Consider the following 16698-nt stretch of genomic DNA (forward strand, 5'->3'; position numbering starts at 1 on the left):
GGGAGACTGTGACCGGTGAAGCTTAGTGTGACGGCCGTGATCGCTCCGTCAGCGCGGCGTTAAGTTTTCGTCAGGGCCTTGGGAAAGCTGATGGTAAAGCGGCTGCCGCCGCCCTCGCGTTCCGCGTAGGCGAAGCCGGCATCCAGGAACTCGCAGATGCGGCGCACCAGGGCAAGGCCCAGGCCAGTGCCCGATGATCCGGTCGACGGGCTGGCACCGCCGCGGCCGAGGGTCGCGACGACGGCGGGCGGCAGGCCCGGCCCGGTGTCCTCGACGACGACCGCACCCGGCAGCAGCACGACCCTGACTTCCCCCTGGTCGGTGTACTGGCAGGCATTACGCACCAGGTTGCCGATCGCGGCGGCGCACAGTTCGCGTGGCGCGCGCACCGCCAGCGCGGGGCCATCGGCAAAATGGAGCGAGACCGGCTTGCCCGCGACCAGCGGCCGGTATTTCTCGACTTCGTCCTCCGCGATGTCGTCGATGGCAACGGGAGCCTGGTCGCCGAGTTCCGGCGCACGGGCCAGCAGGAGCAGCACGGTGATGCATTCAGCCGCTTCACGCGCTGCCCGATAGATACGCTCGGCCGGTGCGCTCACTGCGGGGGAGTCGGCTCCCTGCATCAGGATCTCGGCGGCGCCCATGATGACGGTCAGCGGGCTGCGCAATTCGTGGCTGACGTCCCCGGTGAAATAGCGTTCGCGATCGAGAAAGGCACGCAGCTCGCTGGTATGCGCCTCGAGGGCGCGCGCCAGCACACCCAGCTCATCCTTGCGCCCCGTGAGGGCGGCCGACGCCGTGTCGTTGCCGACCGACTGCGCCAGCTCGCGGATGGGTGTCACCACCCGCCTGCCCAGGAAGCGGCCCAGCATGGCGGCCAGCAGCAGGAAGCCGGCGAAGGCTGCGGCAAACATCGAATACACCACCACTTCGATCTTGTCGTAATCGCTCTCGTGGTCGACCAGCACCCAGCTTCCGCGCGCATCCTGCCCGGCCAGGACGTGCAGGCGCGTATCGCCGACGTCGACCTTGTGCACGCCGTCCGCCAGATTGCGCAGCGTCTGGGGAATCGCCGCACCCCGGTGGAAGCGCAGGCCGGCCGGCATGTCGACGTCGAGTCCCGCCGCCTGCCGCGGCGCGGCCCAGGCAACGGCGGCCTCGAGGCGCTTGTCCACCAGCTCCACCTCGATGCCTTCCACCGCCAGGGCGGCGATCAGTGCAAAGCACACCGAGGCGCCGATGCCGAACAACAGGAAGGCGACGATGATGCGCCGCTGCAGCGAATCAGCGCTTTTCATCGCGCGCCGCGACGGAGTCCTCGCCAGCCGGCGCATCCGGCTGCACCAGCTTGTAACCGACGCCGGCAACCGTCTTCAGCATGGGCGTGGCGAAGGGTTTGTCGATCGCCTGGCGCAGGGCGTGGATATGCGTGCGCAGCGCATCGCTGTCGGGCCGGTTGTCGCCCCACACCGCATGTTCGAGCGACTCGCGCGTCACGATGCGCGGGGCGGCGGCGAGCAGGCAGCGCAGCAAGGTGTAGCCGGTTTTCGTCAGCACCACGGGAACGCCGGCGCGCGAGGCTTCCTGGGTATCGGGCTCGAAGCTGAGTTCACCGAAGCGCATGGCCGCGTGGACCGTATGGCTGGCTGCGGAACGGCGTACCAGCGCCTTCAGGCGCACTTCCAGTTCGACCAGCGAGAACGGCTTGACCAGGTAGTCGTCGGCACCGCTGTCGAAACCCGCGACCTTGTCGGACAAGGTGTCGCGCGCCGTCAGCATCAGCACCGGCGTCAGCTTGCCGAGTTCCGTGCGCAGCTTCTGGCACAGCTCCAGCCCGTTCAGGCCGGGCAGCATGACGTCGAGGACGATCACATCGTAATCGTGTTCGGAGGCGAGCGCGAGTCCGCCATAGCCGTTGCGGGCGGAGTCGAGCTGGTAGCCCTTCGGTTCCAGGAAACCGTAGAGATTGGCGAGGATATCGGGGTGATCTTCGACGATGAGGACGCGCATGCGGCTATTCTAGAGCAATCAGGCGGGACACCGGTTCAACGCGGCAAACGGTAGCGTTGCTCGCGGTAGAGCAGCGACGGCAGCATCACATGCGCCATCGCCTTCGCGACCCGCTGCTGGTCCGGGGTGCCCATATTTGGATCCAGTATACCGGTAGCGGCATGGTAGTCCGCCTGCAGCGGCGACTGTCCCGGACGCAGGATGGTCGCCGATCCACCCTCCAGCCAGGCATAGTAATTGTTGAACTGCATGAGGGCACGGCCGGGGGCTGTGCTGTCACGGACGAAATCCCGGCCGATCATCGGATGCTCGCTCGACACACCGAGCAGCGACAGCAGGGTCGGAGCAAGATCGATCTGGCTTGCAATGCTGTCGATGCGCTTCGACTGGACATCGGCACCGAGGATCAGCGCCGGGATATGAAATTTCTTGATCGGCACCAGGCTATTGCCATAGACCCGATTATCGTGATCGGCAACGATCAGGAAGACCGTGTCTTTCCAGTACGCTTCCTTCTTTGCTTGTCGAATAAATTTTCCGAGGGCGAAATCGGCATACTTGACTGCGTTGTTCACCGTCTGCTTGACCGGATCGTGCAGTGCGATTTTCCCGTCCGGGAATTCGAAGGGTTCGTGGTTGGACGAGGTAAAAATCAGGCTGAAGAAGGGCTTCTTTTCAGCGTGCAGCTGCGCGAGGCGTTCCAGCGATTTGTCGAACAGGTCTTCATCCGATGCGCCCCAGCTTCCGATAAAGGCAGGCCGCATTTCCTTCATGTCGACGATATTCTGGAAGCCGTTTCCGGTAAAGAAGCTGCGCATATTGTCGAAATGCGCTTCTCCGCCATACACGAACTCGGTGTGATAACCCTGCTGCCCCAGTCCGGCCGCCAGCGTATAAAAATTCTGCTGGGCCAGTGACAGCTTGACGACGCTGCGTGCCGGCGTGGGCGCGTAGCCGGCGACCACCGCCTCGATGCCGCGCACCGAGCGCGTGCCCGTCGCGTACATTTGCTCGAACCACCATCCTTCATGCTTGAGCTTCTCGAGCTCGGGCGTGACAGGCAAGCCGCCGAGCGATTCGACGAAGGTCGCGCCCAGGCTTTCCTGCAGGATGATTACCAGATTGAGCGGGCGTGGACGCGCGATCGCGGCTTCCTGCCGGTGCATCGTGGGAAGCGCGCTGTTGTCGAAGCGCGCGTCGCGCAGCCAGGGTGCTGCCCTCACTTCCGCGAGTACCCGCTCGCGTGGCATATCGCCATAGATCTCGGAGGAAACCGCCTCATTCTGCATCGAGCGCCAGGCCGTCAGGACCGACCACCCCGAATTGATGATCAGGGAATTCACCATGGCGTCGCCGGTGAGGGCGAACATCGCCGGGTTGGCCGGGCGATGCCCGGTCGTCGAGCGTACTTGCATGAATACGACGAGGCATGCCAGCGGCCAGACCAGGAGCAGCTTACGCGCGGGCCACATGACCGACTGCGTCGACGCGCGGCGCAGCAGGACGACGATTGCCGCCCCGAGAAGGAGGGTCATGCAGACGCCGCCGATCAGCGCCACCCGGAAGCCCTTCCACAGGGTGGCGAACACCTCGCGCGGGTAGGCCAGGTATTCGATGAACAGGCGGTTGGGGCGGACATCGTACTGCATGATGAACTGCGGCGACGACAGTTCCATGAAGAGGATGAAGATGAGGGCGAAGGTCCCCCAGTACGCGACAAAGGCGTTCCAGAAGCGTGCGGAAGACCGGTGCGCGGTGAAGGGTGCGATCAATAGCGGAATTGCCGCGAAATAGCCCAGCAGAATCAGGTCGGCACGTACGCCCTGTATCAACATCAGGCTGGACATGCCTGTGGCCTGCACCCTCTCCCACTGCCAGATCACGAGCGCGATGCGCGACAGGGACAGGAGGGCGAGCCCGATCATCAGCATCTGCAGGATCCCGGCATAGGGCCCGGCCCATCTGGTGATGCGCGCGAGCCGCTCCCCGCATGATTGAATTTTGCTGCGGATACCTGAGGTTCGAACGACCATTTCTACCGATCTAAAGCTGCTTGAATGAGCAGGAGCGCAAGCCCCTGGCTGGCGCGTTATCCTGGACAGCTCAGCATTATCCAGACGTTAGCGGCGCGTTAAGAAAGCGTTAAACCGGAAAAACCTGATCAGCTTCGTGATTCTTTCTTCAAGCTGCTCCGCCAGGATTGACTGGTCCGGGCGTGCATGCAGATACTAGGCCTCTGCCCTGCTCCTTACCCCACCCATGCCAATGACACCCCTGCTGCGCTGCCTCGTTTGTGCTTCCATGCTCGCCAGTGCGCTCGCGGCTGCGCAATCCGGACCGGCCGCTCCGGTCCAGCAGGCCGTGCCTGAACGCGGCAAGCTCGCCGCCAAGCCGCTGTTCCGCGATCCGGTATTCGACGGCGCCGCCGATCCCGTCGTCATCCGCAATGCCGCACGCGGCAGCTGGTGGATGTTCTACACCAACCGCCGCGCCACGGCCACGGGTCTTCCGGGGGTATCGTGGATCCACGGCACCCGGATCGGCATCGCCGAATCGCGCGACGAGGGCGCCAGCTGGAGCTACCTCGGCACCGCCGACATCGAACTGCCGGCGGCGCTGGCCGGCGCCGAGCCGACCCATTGGGCGCCCGACGTGGTGCGCGCCGACGACGGCAGCTACCACATGTTCCTGACCGTGGTGCCGGGCGTGTTCACGGACTGGAACCACCCGCGCCGCATCGTCCACCTCACCAGCAGCGACCTGCGCACCTGGCGCAATGCGCGCGAGATCCCGCTCGCTTCCGACCGCGTCATCGATGCCGGCCTCGCCCGCCTGCCCGGCGGCGGCTGGCGCATGTGGTACAACAACGAGCGCGATCACAAGTCGATCTATTACGCCGACAGCCCGGACCTGATCAGCTGGACCGACCGCGGCAAGGTGGTGGCCGACCAGGCAGGCGAAGGGCCGAAAGTATTCCAGTGGCGCGGCGCATGGTGGATGATCACCGACGTCTGGCGTGGACTGGCCGTGTACCGCTCGCCGGATGCGCGCACCTGGACGCGCCAGCCGGCCAATCTGCTGCAACAGCCGGGAACGGGAATCGACGACGGCGTCATCGGCGGGCATTGCGACGTCGTGGTCAGGGGCGACCGGGCGTGGCTGTTCTACTTTACCCATCCGGGACGCCATGGGTCGGATGCGAAGAAAGATGGGGTCGAGCAGCGGCGCAGCACGATCCAGGTCACGGAGCTGATGCTGGAGGGCGAGACGCTGCGGGTGGAGCGGGATGCGCCGACGCGCGTTGCGCTAGGCAGCGACTGAAAGCAGGAAACGAGGGTTCAGGGCAGCTCGCTGGAATAACCCAGCCACTCGACGCATTTGCCGCGCAAGCCAGGAAAGCGGAAGGCGATGCCGGCCAGCCCCTCCTCCAGTTGCCGCCTGGTGTTGAACGGGAAAACGTCGTTCATCGACAGGGCCACCGCGATCCTGTATTCGTCTCCCGACTGCAACCAGTTATCCCGCACCTCGAGAATTTTCTCTCCATTGTCGGCGACACACCAGATCAGCCTGTCCAGCACTTCCGCAATGGCCTCCGCCGGTACGCCTGGCGCCCGTTCGTCAACGAGAAATTCCATGAATGCAGGTATTTCAGTCATAGCGCCACAAGATCGATAGCGGTTGAATAGAATCGCTCGCGCGGTTTCTCCAGTGCGAGCGATCGGATCCAGTCTAGGGGATATCTTATGAATAATGCAAGCAGAAAGTTCCATTAGTTATAGCGGTGCGTGCCCGTTCGTCCACACCGTAACGAGCAACACATCGCTGGCTGTTGGACCTGGGCTCAGTTATGAATGTACTTCGCGAACACGTCACTGAAATCGCGCCTGGTATGCGTCTCGAACATCGCCGTGTTCAAGGCCTCCAGCAGATCGCTGTACAGGGTAACCAGACCGCCTTCGCCATGCGCGACATTCAGCTTGTGCACCGAAGCCGTGGCATCCAGCGCACGCAGCGCATTGTCGCGTGAGGCCGCATCGCGCTTCTGCTGCTTGCCGATCGAGATCAGCGCCTTGTAGATATCCTTGAGCTGTTCGATGAAGGTCTTCTTCACGTCGATCGAGAACACCGTGTTGTCGACATTGAACTTGAGTTCGACATCCATGTCCAGCGTTCCCGCCGTCTCGATGCTGACCGCGGAGATCTGGTGCGTCGCGTAGTCATAGCGCTTGATCGAGCGCTTCGAGGACACGGCCGAGTCGCCGTCCACGTGGATCAGCGCGAGGTTGGTGAAGCAGTACTCGTCCTTCTTGCTCTTGATGAGGAAGAAGATCTGTTCGCCGTCTTCGTTGAACAGGTAATCGTCGGCATCGACCTTGCTGTAGTCCGCAGGCCCGACGATGACGCCGATATCGCTGATGCCCAGTGCTTCCGCCGCCAGTTTCTTGAACATGATCGCCCTCGCGTGATGAAAGGATTTAGCTTAGCACTATTTGAATCCCGTAAATATCCTTCCATCAAGCCATGGTCAGGCGGGAACGTAGCGCAGCCTGATCACATCCTCGTCGATCCGGTCGTGTGCCAGCAGGCGCAGCCTTGGCCGCGGTCCGGCGAAATAAGGCTTGCCCTGCCCGAGCACGACCGGGTGCAGGTAGATGCGATACTCGTCGATCAGGCCCAGCTCGGTGAGGCTGCGCGCCAGGTCCGGTCCGGCGACTTCGATTTCTCCGTCGTGTTCGGCTTTCAGCTTGCTGATCGCGCCTGCCAGATCGCCTTCGAGAAGCTGGGCATTCGGGCCGACCGGTGCCTGCGAGTGCGACACCACCCACTTCGGCTGCCTGCGCCACGCCGCCGCGAAGGCTTGTTCGTCCGCATTCCACTCTGGATGCTCTTCGTCCCAGTAGCGCATGATCTCGTAGATCCGGCGGCCGTACAGGCTGCCCGTCTGCGCCCGCGCCTCCTCGATGAAGTGGCGGAACAGCTGCGGGCTGGGCGCAAACGCCATGTGGTCGACGTAGCCGTCCAGCGACTGGTTCATTCCGAATACGAGCTTGGCCATGGCAAACCTTTCGCGATGAGACTTTGCAGTGTGCATCAGAGCGAGAAGCTAGTAAAGTTGCATATCTTCATCACACAGGATGCCGACATGCCGCGCAAGCTCGCTCTCTCCTTCGTATTGACCGCCCTGCTCGCCACGGCCGCACAGGCGCAGGGCCTGGCGCCCACCGAGCAGCGCATCGCCGACGAGGTCAGGGCCTGGCACCCTGAGGCGATCAATCTGCTCGAGCGCAGCGCGCGCATCAACAGCGGCACCTTCAACCTGGCGGGCGTACGCGCCGTCGGCGAAGTCTATCGGAAAGAGCTGGAAGCGCTCGGCTTCAAGACCGTGTGGATCGACATGCCGCGCGACATGAAACGCGCCGGCCACCTCGTCGCCAACCGCATGGGCAAGCAAGGCAAACGCCTGCTGCTGCTCGGCCACCTCGACACCGTGTTCGAGCAGGACGCCCCCGGTCCGCTGTGGGAACGCGAGGGCGACAGTGCGCGCGGCCAGGGCGTCGGCGACATGAAGGGCGGGAACGTGGTCGTGATCGCCGCCCTGCGCGCCCTGCACCGTGCCGGCGCGCTGGACAATGCCACCGTCACCGTGATGTTCACCGGCGACGAGGAAGATGCCGGCCACCCGCGCGAGGTCTCGCGCCGCGACATGGTCGAACTGGCGAAACTCAGCGACGTCGCGCTCAGCTTCGAAGGGGCCGTCACCGGGCCGGAGGGCCAGCCCATGGCCACGGTGGGACGGCGCGCCACCGCCACCTTCGACCTCGACGTCAAGGGACGCCAGGGCCATTCGCAGGGCGTGTTCGGCCCCGGCGGTTTTGGCGCCGTGTACGAGGCCGCGCGCATCCTCGACGGCTTCCGCCAGCAGGTAGTCGAGCCGGGCCTGACCTTCAACCCGGGCGTGATCCTGGGCGGCACCGACGTCGCCTTCGACGAAGCCAATGCGAAGGGGGCGGCGGCCGGCAAGACCAACGTCATCGCCAACACGGTGACCGTGCGCGGCGACCTGCGCTACCTCGACTACGCACAGCGCGACCGCGCCCACGCGCGCATGCGCGAGATCGTCGCGCACAGCCTGCCGGGCGCCAGCGCCAGCATCACTTTCCGCGATTCCTATCCGCCGATGGCGGTCACGCCGGGCAACCTGAAGCTGCTCGACCTGTATTCACAGGCCAGCCTGGATGCCGGCCTGGGCGCAGTGGGGACGGTGCCGCCGACGGCGCGCGGCGCCGGCGACATCCAGTTCATCGCCCCCATCATCGACAGCCTCGACGGCCTGGGCGCCAGCGGCGGCGGGGCGCACTCGCCGAACGAGCGGGTCGACCTGGGCTCGCTGGAGCGTTCGGCGATCCGCGCCGCACTGTTGATGTACCGCCTGACGCGTTAGCAGGCGCGCACGGCAGGCGAATTTCAATGGCATAGCTTGCCGCTTCGCTGCACAATGAGGTACCGATATGCCGCTTCCCGGAGGCTGTCATGCGTGCCTGGACCACCTTGTTGATCGTCATTTGCTTCTGCCTGACAGCCTGCGGCGGAGGCGGCGGCAGCCCCGGCACCCCCGGCCCGACCCCGAATCCGAACCCGCCGCCGACGGCCACCACCGGCACCCTGGCCGTCACCGCCAGCGGCCTGCCCGCAGGCACCAACGCTTCGGTGCGCGTCAACGGCCCCAGCAATTTCCAGCAAGACCTGACCGGCTCGCAGACCCTGACCGGCCTGGCGCCCGGCAGCTACACCGTCACCGCCGCGCCCGTCACCGCCGGTGGCGTCACCTACACGGCCTCGCCCACCACCCAGAGCGCGGTCGTCACGGCCGGCGCCACCGCCAGCGTCACGGTGGCCTATGGCGGTGCGCCGGTGAACATCGCGCTGAGCCAGGTGGCGTCCAATCTCGACAACCCGACCTTCCTTACCGCCCCGGCAGGCGACGCACGCCTGTTCGTGGTCGAACGGGCTGGCCGCATCCGCATCGTCGACAACGGCAACACCCTGAGCGCGCCCTTCCTCGACATCAGCGGCCGCGTCTTCACCGGCGGCGAAGGCGGCTTGCTGTCGATGGCCTTCGACCCCCAGTTCGCCGGCAACCGCTACTTCTACATCTACTACACCGACCCGCAGCAGAACATCGTGATCGAGCGCTTCAGCGCCGCCAGCAATCCCAACCTCGCCGACCCGACCTCGGGCCTGGTCATCCTGCGCATTCCGCACCCCGGCTTCACCAACCATTTCGGCGGCCAGGTCGCCTTCGGCCCGGACGGCTACCTCTACCTGGGCACCGGCGACGGCGGCGGCGCGGGCGACCCCAACCGCAACGGCCAGAACCTGAATTCTCTGCTGGGCAAGCTGCTGCGAATCGACGTGCGCAACGCCAGCGCCGCCCAGCCGTATGCGATCCCGGCCGGCAATCCCTACCTCAACCAGGCAGGGCGGCGTGCCGAGATCTGGGCCGCCGGGCTGCGCAACCCATGGCGCTTCAGCTTCGACGGGAACCAGCTCTACCTGAGCGACGTCGGCCAGGACCGGCGCGAAGAGGTCAACATCGGCGCGGCCGACGCGGCCGGCCTGAACTACGGCTGGAACACGATGGAAGGCACGCTGTGCTACAACGCCGCCACCTGCGACCGCACGGGCCTGACCCTGCCCGTTTTCGAGTACGACCACGGGACCAACGACGCCAACGGCTGCTCGATCACGGGCGGCTTCGTCTACCGCGGCAGCGCGATCCCCGGGCTGCAGGGACGCTATTTCTATTCCGATTTCTGCCGCGGTTTCCTCAAGAGCTTCCTGGCCGGCGGCGGCAACGTCGGCGAGCAGCGCGACTGGAGCGTGGGCGACATCGGCAACGTGGTCTCTTTCGGGCAGGATGGCCAGGGCGAGTTGTATCTCATGACGTCGCGCGGCATCGTCTATAGAATTGTACGTTCGACCACTCCGTGAGCTTACAATAGAGTAATGGCACGATTACAACTTTCCTTCCCCGAAGACCAGTTCTACTACTCCACCCCGATGTCGGTACGCGTCACCGACATCAATGCCGGCAACCACCTCGGGAATGATTCGATGATCTCGATGATTTCCGAGGCGCGGGCGCGCTTCCTGTTCGAATTCGGCGTCGCCGAGACCGAGCGCGACGGCACCGGCATCATCGTCACCGACCTGGCCACGACCTACCGCGCCGAGGCGCATGCGCGCGACCAGCTGCTGTTCGAGGTGGGGGTCATGGACTTCAACAAGTACGGCGGCGACATCATCTTCCGCATCACCCGCCCGCGCGACCGCAAGCTGATCGCCATGGCCAAGTCAGGCTTCGTCTTCTTCAACTACAAGACCAGCGAGGTCGTCGCCATGCCGGAAGAGTTCCGCGGCAAGTTCGACCGGGTGAACTGGGTCGACTGAGCCGGATCGATGGCCCGGCAGTCCTCGAGCCTGTCCTGACCGGCACCCGCCGGGCCATGCTACTCGCGCATGCCGCGAGCATGTTTAGCCAAGCTTTCTCGTCGTTTCCAAAATAGTTGGAACTTTCCTGCCCCGTCGACGGAATACAGGTAAAGATGACGACCATGACCGCCCTCACCTCCGACACCGCCGACCACGAACTGCTGCGCCAGACGCATGCGGGCCGCGCCGACGCCTTCACGGCGCTGTACCGGCGCCACCAGGGGCCGCTGTACCGCTACGCACTGATGCGCTGCGGTTCCGCGGACATGGCGGCCGACGTGGTGCAGGAAGCCTTCATGGGCCTGCTGACCCGGCGCTTCGGTTTCGATCCGCTGCGCGGCCAGCTGCAGCACTTCCTGTTCGGGGTGGCGCGCAATCTCATCCTGAAGATGGAGGAAGCGCGCCGGCGCCAGGTGGCGCTGCCCGAGCCCCGGGGGGAAGAGGATCAGGATGGCGAGCTGGATCTGGATATCGCCTGCGAAGGCGCCGAGCCGCTCGCCCGCCTGCTGGGCAACGAGGCGGCCGAGGAAGTGCGGCGCGCGCTGGGCCTGCTGCCGGCGCACTACCGCGACGTGGTCATCCTGTTTGAACTGCATGAACTGTCGTACCAGGAGATCGCCATGGTCTGCCAGGTCGACATCGGCACCGTCCGCTCGCGCCTGTCGCGCGGCAGGGCGGCCCTGGCCAGGCGCCTCCAGGCGCACGCGCCGGCAAGCCACACGAATTGATGGAGCATGAGATGGACATGAATTTCAGGGACACGAACGAGAAGCCGGAAGCCGGGCTTGACGCCGCCTTCGCTGCCCTGCGCGGCGAACTGGCGGGCATCGACACCCCGCGCTGCGTGGAAAAAGAGCTGCTGCAGGCCTTCGCGCAGCACCACGCACCGAAGCGCCGCTGGTACCAGGCCCTGAGCCTGCCGCAATGGGGAACGGCCGGCGCCCTGTGCTCGCTCACGGCGGTGGTCCTGCTGCTGGCGCAGTCGCCGCACCAGGCGGTGAGCGTGGACAGCCCGCCGCTGGTCAGCTTCGACAACGGCGGCGCCTTCGTCGCCCTCGATTCGCTCGAGCGGATCGAAGCCGAACCCGATGCCCAGCTGGTCGAGGCCGAGATGCCGCGCACCGCGCTGGCGCCGCTCGGCGTGACCGTCAGCCCGGACAACGCGGCCGACACCGTGCGCGCCGAAATGCTGATTGCCGCCGACGGCCATCCGCTGGCCGTGCGGCTCACTTCCGCCAACTAGGCCTTAATCAATCACCCACAAGAGGAAACGATGAAAACCACGAAGATCTTGATTGCAGCACTGCTGGCCTGCGCCTTCGCGCCGGCCCTGGCCGGGGAAATGGGCTTCGAGGACGACCCGCGCGTCGAGCGCCGCATCGTGACCCGCGGCGCCGGCGACGCACACGCCGCCGCCGGCGGCGCGACGATGGTGCATATGGCCAATCCCCGCATGGTCAAGAACGCGCCGTACAGCGCCGAGATGGTGTCGGAACGCATCCAGACCCTGGGCGACGGCAACCAGATCGTCCGCAAGACCAGCACGATGAGCTACCGCGACAGCGCCGGCCGCACCCGCACCGACGTGCGCAACGAAGACGGCGCAGTGAGCCTCGTGACGATCCACGACCCGGTGGAAGGCGTGCGCTACGTCCTGCGCCCGCATGACAAGACCGCGCTCAAGATCAAGACACCCGATACCACGGCGCTCGCCGCGCGCCAACTGGCCCGTGCCGCCGCCGCCGAAGCACGCGCATCGGCCACCGAGGCGCGCGTCGCCGGCGCCGAGGCCCGCATCGCCGCCGACCAGGCACGCATCAGGATCGAAGAACTGCGCCGCGAAGGCAGGCTGCCCGAGGGCGAGCGCGTCATCATCAAGCAGGTCGAGCGCTCCGCCGGCGCCGCGGGCGAGCACAAGGACGTGCAGATCCGTATCGCCCAGGTGGCGGGCGCGCACGCTGCTGCGCGGGTGGCGCCGATGATCGCCGGCGCGCTCGACGAGCATAAATGGGCCTCGAAGGCCGACACCAGGGACCTCGGCACCCGCGAATTCAGCGGCGTGAAGGCGACCGGCGTCCAGCGCAGCTATGAGATCCCGGCCGGCGAGATCGGCAACCGCAACCCGATCGTGGTCAGCACCGAGACCTGGACCTCGCCGGAACTGAAGGCCGTGGTATACCAGAAGCGCAGCGACCCGCGCAGCGGCGACTTCGTTTTCCGCGCCGAGAGCCTGAAGCGCGAAGAACCGGCGGCCGCCCTGTTCACCGTGCCCTCTGATTACACCGTGAAGGATACGGCGGCGATCGTCAAGGCCGCGGCCGAGAAGGCGGCGGCGGTCCGGGCCAGAGTCGAGAAGAACGGCTGATCGCAGGCAGAAAAGGAAAACGGCGCCGCGGCGCCGTTTTTCATGCAGGTTAAAGGCCGCTCAGGACTTCTTTTGCAGGATGGTCTTGTTGAACCAGTCCTCGATCATGCGCTTTTCGTAGCGCAGGCGGTCGCCGTCGGACATGCGGTTGACGCGGCCCAGGTAATTCATGTCGGTCAGCTTGGCATTGCCGCTGGTGAGCACCTGGCCGTTGGCGCTCAGGGTGTAGCGCAGCTCCATGATGGGCCAGTCCGCGCCGCCCTTCAGGATGCGCAGGTCGCGCGCGCCGCGCGAATTCGGGTACTCGCGTCCGGCGAGGTCGATCTCGGTCACGTCCACCGTCAGGTCCTGGCCGGCGGGCAGCGACTTGCCCAGTTCGGCAAAGAAGCTCGCCAGGTCGTCCAGCACTTCCTTCCGTTCCCAAGGCGCGAACGGCAGGTCCGCGAACTTGTCGGACTCCACGTAATTGACGGTCACGCCCGCCGAGGCGGCGCCGGCACCCAGCGCGAGGACTGCCGCGAGGGCCGTCTTGCCGATCAAGGCTTTCATTGCAATTCCTTTCTTTGTTTCATATGCATCCGTATCTTGAATATACGCCCTTTGCGCCGGCTTTCCAGTCCCCGGTTTGTCGAAGTTTTGTATCCAGATGTTAGGGGCAGAAGGCAGGCGAAAAAAAACGGCGCCGCGGCGCCGTTCTTCCATCCGGCCGCTTCAACCGGGCTTTTTGTCCAGGAAAGTCTTCTTGAACCAGGCTTGCAGCATGCGCTTCTCGTAGCGCAGGCGGTCGGTTTCCTGGGAACGCTTCATCATGCGGTTCATGTAGCTCACGTCGTTGATCTGGGCGGTGCCGCTGTCGATCACCTGGCCGTTGGCGCTCAGGCTGTATTGCAGCTCGATCAGCGGCCAGTCGGACTTGCCTTCGAGGACGCGCATGTCGCCGCTGGCACGGTTGCCTGGATATTCGCGGCCGGCCAGGTCGACGTTGTAGATGTTGATGGTCAGGTCCTGTCCGGCCGGCAGGTCTGCGCCGAGTTTCTTGATGTAGTCGGCCAGGCCCTTCAGCACCTCTTCGCGCTCCCAGTCGGTGCTCGGCAGGTCCGCGAACTGGTCCATGTTGACGTAATTGACGGTCACGGCCGCGGAGGCGGCGCCCGCGCCCAGGGCGAATACGGCTGCAATAGCTGCTTTAGCGATCAAGGACTTCATCTTCATCTCTCTCCGTTTCGTTGTTCAATATTTTTACCCATCAATAAATATACGCGCTTTCCGCTGCTTTTCCATGCCCCTTTTGTGGAAGTTTTGTATCTGAAGGTTAGCTTACGCACAGGGCATATTTCGGACTCGGCCGACAATGGCGGAGAGGAGGCCGAGCATGCCGGAAGGACCGTCACTGTATATTTTGAAAGAACTGGTCAAGGACTTCAGCGGCCAGGAAATCGTCCGCGCCGACGGCAACGTCCGCGCCATCGATCCGGCGCGCCTGATCGGCCAGCGCATCGAGGCGATCCATACCTGGGGCAAGCACCTGCTGATCGAGACGCCGGCCATGGTCGTCCGGGTCCACTTTTTGCTGTTCGGCACCTACCGCATCAACGAGGGGCGCGAAGGCAAGACCCCGCGCCTGTCGATCGAAACCGCCAACGGCAATGAACTAAACCTCTACGCCTGCCAGGTCAGGGAGATCGACCGCGCCACCTACGAGGCCTATGACTTCAGTGCCGACGTCATGTCGGACGCCTGGGACCCGAAGAAGGCGCGCAAGAAGCTGCGGGCGCAGCCCGACATGCTGGCCTGCGACGCCCTGCTCGACCAGGACATTTTTTCCGGCGTCGGCAACATCATCAAGAATGAAGTACTGTTCCGCATCCGGGTCCATCCGCTGTCGACGGTCGGCGCCCTGCCCGCCCCGAAGCTGCGGCTTCTCGTCGACGAGGCACGCCAGTACTCCTTCGACTTTCTTGCCTGGAAACGCCAGTACGTACTCAAGCAGCACTGGCTCGCGCATGCCAAACGCATCTGCCCGCGCTGTGACATTCCCTTCCTGAAGGCCAATCTCGGCCGCAGCAACCGCCGCAGTTTCTACTGCGAGCGCTGCCAGAAACGCTACGTTTGAGCGGTGTTTTGATGCTCTGTGACATCGTTAACCAACACTTTTAATGTTGCCTGTTGTTAAGGGCTGATGGTCGTACTACAATCGTTTTGACTTGCGGCTATGTCTTATTTAATTTTTTGCCGCTTGATTGTGCGATCGATCAACCCAAAGCAAACGGTAAGCTTATGTCCTTCCTCTCCAACGCGGCGCCAAAGCTGGCTCCATGGAAAGTCCTGCTGGTCGACGACGAGCCGGACATCCATGACATCACCAAGCTGACCCTGTCCCGCTTCCGCCTCGACGGCCGTGCGCTGAGCTTCGTGCACGCCTACAGCGGCGCCGAAGCCAAGGAAGTGCTGGCGCGCGAGCAGGACATCGCGCTGGTCTTCCTCGACGTGGTCATGGAGAACGAGGACAGCGGCCTCGAGGTCGCGCGCTGGATGCGCCAGGACCTGGACAACCAGTTCACCCGCATCGTGCTGCGCACCGGCCAGCCTGGCCAGGCGCCGGAAGAGCGCGTGATCGTCGACTACGACATCAACGATTACAAGGAAAAGACCGAGCTCGATCGCACCAAGCTGTTCACGACCACCTTCGCCGCCCTGCGCGCCTACCGCGACATCATGAAGGTCGAGGAAGCGCGCCGCGCCCAGCAGACCTACCGCGAAGGCCTGGAGCGCGTGATCGCCGCCTCGACCCACATCTTCCAGCAGCGTAACCTGAAGGATTTCGCCAACGGCCTGCTGCAGCAGGTGGTGGCGCTGCTGCGCCTGGAGCAGAGCATGCTGCTGCGCCTGAAAGGTGCGAGCGTGATCACCGGCGAAAGCCAGTACGAGGTGCTGGCCAGGATCGGCGACATGGAAGGCGACGAGATCGGCCCGGAACTGGTGGCCCAGCTGGACGACGCGCGCCACAACCGCATCTCGCGCCTGCATGGCGACACCTACGTCGGCTACTTCCCGAACCGCACCGGCAAGGCCTCGCTGCTGGTGCTCAAGGGTGTGGAAGAGATCGCGGAAATCGACGCCCAGCTGCTCGAGGTGTTCTGCTCGGGCGTGGCGATCGCCTTCGACAACATCCTGCTGAACCAGGAGATCACGGATACCCAGGCGGAGCTGATCCTGCGCCTCGGCGACGTGGTGGAATCGCGCTCCAACGAAGCCGGCAACCACGTGCGCCGCATGGCCCAGGTCTGCCACCTGCTGGCCCAGGCGGCCGGCATGCCGGAGGACGAGACCGCGACCCTGATGCACGCCGCGCCGATGCACGACGTGGGCAAGATCGCCACGCCGGACGCGGTGCTGCTCAAGCCGGGCAAGCTGACCGAGGAAGAGTGGGAAGTGATGAAGCAGCACCCGACCGTGGGCCTGCAGATCCTCGACGGCTCCCAGCGTCCGATCCTCAAGGCCGCAGCCGTGATCGCCCACCAGCACCACGAGAAGTTCGACGGCAGCGGCTATCCGCAGGGCCTGAAGGGCGAGGCCATCCACCCCTATGCCCGCATCGTGGCGGTGGCCGACGTATTCGACGCCCTGAGCCACAAGCGCTGCTACAAGGACGCCTGGCCGGCCGCCAAGGTGACCGAACACCTGCGCGAGGTGGCGGGACACCACCTGGATCCGCATTACGTGGATTTGCTGATCAAGAATATGGACGCGGCGCTGGAGATCAATGCGCAGTGGCCGGACTAAGCTGTCACCACCGCCCTGAAGACCGTCATCCCGGCGTAGGCGAGAAT

General features: G+C 64.7%; 17 protein-coding genes. 9 read left to right on the forward strand and 8 right to left on the reverse strand.

Going from position 1 to position 16698, the window contains the following annotated elements:
- Positions 1–59: 59 nt before the first annotated feature.
- From ACSQ25_RS21715 to ACSQ25_RS21725, 3 genes are read right to left on the reverse strand one after another with little or no spacing between them, the layout of a single operon-like run.
- Positions 60–1298: an ATP-binding protein gene (locus ACSQ25_RS21715; RefSeq protein WP_436107723.1), complete on the reverse strand. Its 1239-nt coding sequence runs from the start codon at positions 1296–1298 to the stop codon at positions 60–62.
- Positions 1285–2010, reverse strand: coding sequence for a response regulator transcription factor (locus ACSQ25_RS21720; protein WP_436107724.1), 726 nt, complete (start codon positions 2008–2010; stop codon positions 1285–1287). Before ACSQ25_RS21720 ends, ACSQ25_RS21715 begins: the two co-directional genes overlap by 14 nt.
- 35 nt (positions 2011–2045) lie before the next feature.
- Positions 2046–4043, reverse strand: a complete 1998-nt coding sequence (locus ACSQ25_RS21725) for an LTA synthase family protein (protein ID WP_436107725.1) — start codon at positions 4041–4043, stop codon at positions 2046–2048.
- A gap of 268 nt (positions 4044–4311) precedes the next feature.
- Between ACSQ25_RS21725 and ACSQ25_RS21730 the strand changes: the two genes are divergently transcribed.
- Positions 4312–5331, forward strand: coding sequence for a hypothetical protein (locus tag ACSQ25_RS21730; RefSeq protein ID WP_436107726.1), 1020 nt, complete (start codon positions 4312–4314; stop codon positions 5329–5331).
- Between the two features lie 17 nt (positions 5332–5348).
- On the opposite strand, the gene ACSQ25_RS21735 is transcribed toward ACSQ25_RS21730, so the two are convergent.
- From ACSQ25_RS21735 to ACSQ25_RS21745, 3 genes are all read right to left on the reverse strand, one after another.
- Entirely contained in the window at positions 5349–5645 is a 297-nt protein-coding gene (locus ACSQ25_RS21735; RefSeq protein WP_436107727.1) for a hypothetical protein, read from the reverse strand.
- 206 nt (positions 5646–5851) lie between these two features.
- On the reverse strand, positions 5852–6460 hold the full coding sequence (locus ACSQ25_RS21740; RefSeq protein WP_436107728.1) for a PH domain-containing protein: 609 nt from the start codon (positions 6458–6460) through the stop codon (positions 5852–5854).
- Positions 6461–6535: 75 nt separating this feature from the next.
- The gene (locus tag ACSQ25_RS21745; RefSeq protein WP_436107729.1) at positions 6536–7066 is read right to left on the reverse strand and encodes a dihydrofolate reductase family protein; all 531 of its coding nucleotides are present in this window, start codon (positions 7064–7066) and stop codon (positions 6536–6538) included.
- Positions 7067–7153: 87 nt separating this feature from the next.
- Between ACSQ25_RS21745 and ACSQ25_RS21750 the strand changes: the two genes are divergently transcribed.
- The 6 genes from ACSQ25_RS21750 to ACSQ25_RS21775 all read left to right on the forward strand — a co-directional run bounded on the left by ACSQ25_RS21750 (position 7154) and on the right by ACSQ25_RS21775 (position 12868).
- Positions 7154–8452, forward strand: coding sequence for a M20/M25/M40 family metallo-hydrolase (locus ACSQ25_RS21750; protein WP_436107730.1), 1299 nt, complete (start codon positions 7154–7156; stop codon positions 8450–8452).
- 89 nt (positions 8453–8541) lie between these two features.
- Positions 8542–10002: a PQQ-dependent sugar dehydrogenase gene (locus tag ACSQ25_RS21755; protein ID WP_436107731.1), complete on the forward strand. Its 1461-nt coding sequence runs from the start codon at positions 8542–8544 to the stop codon at positions 10000–10002.
- A 15-nt stretch (positions 10003–10017) separates the two neighbouring features.
- Entirely contained in the window at positions 10018–10461 is a 444-nt protein-coding gene (locus tag ACSQ25_RS21760) for a thioesterase family protein (RefSeq protein ID WP_436107732.1), read from the forward strand.
- A 155-nt stretch (positions 10462–10616) separates the two neighbouring features.
- A complete protein-coding gene (locus ACSQ25_RS21765) occupies positions 10617–11231 on the forward strand; it encodes an RNA polymerase sigma factor (protein ID WP_436107733.1) in 615 nt (204 codons plus the stop codon).
- A gap of 17 nt (positions 11232–11248) precedes the next feature.
- Positions 11249–11746, forward strand: coding sequence for a hypothetical protein (locus tag ACSQ25_RS21770; RefSeq protein ID WP_436107734.1), 498 nt, complete (start codon positions 11249–11251; stop codon positions 11744–11746).
- 30 nt (positions 11747–11776) lie between these two features.
- On the forward strand, positions 11777–12868 hold the full coding sequence (locus ACSQ25_RS21775; protein WP_436107735.1) for a hypothetical protein: 1092 nt from the start codon (positions 11777–11779) through the stop codon (positions 12866–12868).
- A 60-nt stretch (positions 12869–12928) separates the two neighbouring features.
- Here ACSQ25_RS21775 and ACSQ25_RS21780 read toward each other — a convergent pair whose 3' ends face one another.
- Positions 12929–13417 (reverse strand): DUF3016 domain-containing protein, encoded by a 489-nt coding sequence (locus tag ACSQ25_RS21780; RefSeq protein WP_436107736.1) that lies wholly within the window; start codon positions 13415–13417, stop codon positions 12929–12931.
- A 162-nt stretch (positions 13418–13579) separates the two neighbouring features.
- Positions 13580–14074, reverse strand: coding sequence for a DUF3016 domain-containing protein (locus tag ACSQ25_RS21785; RefSeq protein ID WP_436107737.1), 495 nt, complete (start codon positions 14072–14074; stop codon positions 13580–13582).
- Positions 14075–14240: 166 nt separating this feature from the next.
- Here ACSQ25_RS21785 and ACSQ25_RS21790 point away from each other — a divergent pair, with 166 nt between their 5' ends.
- Together ACSQ25_RS21790 and ACSQ25_RS21795 are read left to right on the forward strand one after the other, a co-directional pair.
- Entirely contained in the window at positions 14241–14981 is a 741-nt protein-coding gene (locus tag ACSQ25_RS21790) for a DNA-formamidopyrimidine glycosylase family protein (protein WP_436107738.1), read from the forward strand.
- A gap of 164 nt (positions 14982–15145) precedes the next feature.
- Complete coding sequence (locus ACSQ25_RS21795) at positions 15146–16651, forward strand: HD domain-containing phosphohydrolase (RefSeq protein ID WP_436107739.1); 1506 nt, start codon at positions 15146–15148, stop codon at positions 16649–16651.
- The last annotated feature ends 47 nt before the right edge of the window (positions 16652–16698 follow it).

This window comes from Massilia sp. LjRoot122 (genome assembly GCF_964252725.1).
GTDB lineage: Bacteria > Pseudomonadota > Gammaproteobacteria > Burkholderiales > Burkholderiaceae_D > Telluria.

Coding starts and splice junctions, on each gene's coding strand:
- ACSQ25_RS21715 (WP_436107723.1), bottom strand. CDS start 1,298: ATGAAAAGCGCTGATTCGCTGCAGCGGCGCATCATCGTCGCCTTCCTG.
- ACSQ25_RS21720 (WP_436107724.1), bottom strand. CDS start 2,010: ATGCGCGTCCTCATCGTCGAAGATCACCCCGATATCCTCGCCAATCTC.
- ACSQ25_RS21725 (WP_436107725.1), bottom strand. CDS start 4,043: ATGGTCGTTCGAACCTCAGGTATCCGCAGCAAAATTCAATCATGCGGG.
- ACSQ25_RS21730 (WP_436107726.1), top strand. CDS start 4,312: ATGCTCGCCAGTGCGCTCGCGGCTGCGCAATCCGGACCGGCCGCTCCG.
- ACSQ25_RS21735 (WP_436107727.1), bottom strand. CDS start 5,645: ATGGAATTTCTCGTTGACGAACGGGCGCCAGGCGTACCGGCGGAGGCC.
- ACSQ25_RS21740 (WP_436107728.1), bottom strand. CDS start 6,460: ATGTTCAAGAAACTGGCGGCGGAAGCACTGGGCATCAGCGATATCGGC.
- ACSQ25_RS21745 (WP_436107729.1), bottom strand. CDS start 7,066: ATGGCCAAGCTCGTATTCGGAATGAACCAGTCGCTGGACGGCTACGTC.
- ACSQ25_RS21750 (WP_436107730.1), top strand. CDS start 7,154: ATGCCGCGCAAGCTCGCTCTCTCCTTCGTATTGACCGCCCTGCTCGCC.
- ACSQ25_RS21755 (WP_436107731.1), top strand. CDS start 8,542: ATGCGTGCCTGGACCACCTTGTTGATCGTCATTTGCTTCTGCCTGACA.
- ACSQ25_RS21760 (WP_436107732.1), top strand. CDS start 10,018: ATGGCACGATTACAACTTTCCTTCCCCGAAGACCAGTTCTACTACTCC.
- ACSQ25_RS21765 (WP_436107733.1), top strand. CDS start 10,617: ATGACGACCATGACCGCCCTCACCTCCGACACCGCCGACCACGAACTG.
- ACSQ25_RS21770 (WP_436107734.1), top strand. CDS start 11,249: ATGAATTTCAGGGACACGAACGAGAAGCCGGAAGCCGGGCTTGACGCC.
- ACSQ25_RS21775 (WP_436107735.1), top strand. CDS start 11,777: ATGAAAACCACGAAGATCTTGATTGCAGCACTGCTGGCCTGCGCCTTC.
- ACSQ25_RS21780 (WP_436107736.1), bottom strand. CDS start 13,417: ATGAAAGCCTTGATCGGCAAGACGGCCCTCGCGGCAGTCCTCGCGCTG.
- ACSQ25_RS21785 (WP_436107737.1), bottom strand. CDS start 14,074: ATGAAGTCCTTGATCGCTAAAGCAGCTATTGCAGCCGTATTCGCCCTG.
- ACSQ25_RS21790 (WP_436107738.1), top strand. CDS start 14,241: ATGCCGGAAGGACCGTCACTGTATATTTTGAAAGAACTGGTCAAGGAC.
- ACSQ25_RS21795 (WP_436107739.1), top strand. CDS start 15,146: ATGTCCTTCCTCTCCAACGCGGCGCCAAAGCTGGCTCCATGGAAAGTC.